This is a genomic window from Micromonospora mangrovicola (assembly GCF_047200535.1).
In the GTDB taxonomy this organism is placed as follows: domain Bacteria; phylum Actinomycetota; class Actinomycetes; order Mycobacteriales; family Micromonosporaceae; genus Micromonospora.
In genome coordinates this window covers 1-1,525 of the sequence record NZ_JBJZOG010000225.1, presented here as the reverse complement: position 1 = coordinate 1,525, position 1,525 = coordinate 1, and the positions used below count along the sequence as shown (strand labels likewise).

At 68.7% G+C, this 1,525-nt stretch carries 2 protein-coding genes; both read left to right on the top strand.

The annotated features are described in order from the left end of the window. Nucleotides 1–75: 75 nt before the first annotated feature. Complete coding sequence (locus tag ACL02O_RS34155; protein WP_412822312.1) at nt 76–489, top strand: transposase; 414 nt, start codon at nt 76–78, stop codon at nt 487–489. Between the two features lie 20 nt (nt 490–509). Beyond that, nucleotides 510–1,490, top strand: coding sequence for an IS3 family transposase (locus ACL02O_RS34150; protein WP_412822311.1), 981 nt, complete (start codon nt 510–512; stop codon nt 1,488–1,490). The last annotated feature ends 35 nt before the right edge of the window (nt 1,491–1,525 follow it).

The following is a 1,525-nucleotide window of genomic DNA, read 5'->3' as shown; positions in this document are numbered from 1 at the left end:
CCCTGTCTGTCAGGCTGAGATGAGACAGCCGTTCCGGTCGAGCTAGGCTCGACGGGAGACAGGAAGAGGATCATCGTGACACTACCCAACACCCCGGGTGAGCAGGGCGGACGGCCGAAGCGGCGGACGTTCACCGCGGAGTACAAGCTGCGGATCGTGGCGGAGTACGACGCGGCGAAGGCCTCGGGTGAGGGGGCGGCGATCCTGCGCCGGGAGGGCCTGTACCACTCCCACATCCTGGAGTGGCGGGCCGCGCGGGATGCCGGGGCGTTGACCGCTCTCGGCTCTCGAAAAAGCCCTGTTGGGGAGAGCCGCCGGCGTAGCGCGGAGGCGGCCGAGGTTGAGCGGTTGCGGCGGCGTAACGAGCGTCTGGAAGCGGACTTGGCGCGGACGAAGGCCGCGTTGGAGATCATGGGAAAAGCGCACGCGCTCTTGGAAAGCTTGTCCGAGAGCGCGGACGACACCCCGACGCGGCCGCGCAGGCGCTGAACACGGCGTTCGACAAGCTGGTGCCGCTGCTGGGTGTGGCCGGGGCGTGCCGGTTGACCGGCCGGTCCCGCGCCACGCACTACCGGCGCCAGCAGCAGCCCGTGGTGTCCCGGCCGCACCGGCCGAAGACACCCCCACCGTCGACGCTGGGCGAGGCCGAACGCCGCGCGGTCCTCGATCTGCTGCATCGGGATGAGTACGCGGAGATGTCCGTGGCGCAGGTCTGGGCCCGCGAACTCGACCAGGGTGTGTACTGGTGCTCGCAGTCCACGATGTACCGGATCCTGCGCGAGGCCGGGGAGAGCCGGGAACGCAGGCGGCAGGCCACCCACCCGCCACGCACCATCCCGCAGCTGGCCGCCACCGGACCGTCGCAGGTGTGGTCATGGGACATCACCCGCCTGAAAACCGCGGCGCGGGGCGTGTTCTACCACCTGTACGTGATCATCGACGTGTACTCCCGGTACGTCGTCGGCTGGCACGTCGCGGCCGGCGAGGACTCGATGCTCGCCCGGGAGTTGATCGATGACGCCATCGCCCGTAACCGGGTCCGGCCCGAGGTCCTGCACGCCGACCGGGGCTCGTCGATGACCTCGAAACCCGTCGCCGAGTTGCTCTCCGACCTTGACGTCACCCGCTCGTACTCCCGGCCCCGGGTGTCGAACGACAACCCGTACTCCGAGGCGCAGTTCAAGACGTTGAAGTACTGTCCCGCGTTCCCCGACCGGTTCGTCTCCCTCGCCCACGCCCGCGAGTTCTGCACCGAGTTCTTCACCTACTACAACCACGAGCACCGCCACAGCGGGATCGGCCTGCACACCCCGGCATCGGTGCACTACGGCACCGCCGGAGACGTACACGACCAGCGGCAACGCACCCTCGACACCGCCTGGCGGGCCCACCCCGACCGGTTCACCCGCCGCCCCCGACCCCCGGCCCTGCCCAACACCGTGTGGATCAACAAACCCGCAGCTCAACCCACCGAACTACAGAACACCTGACCACGAAAACGTCTCACTTGACTTGACAGGTTCCG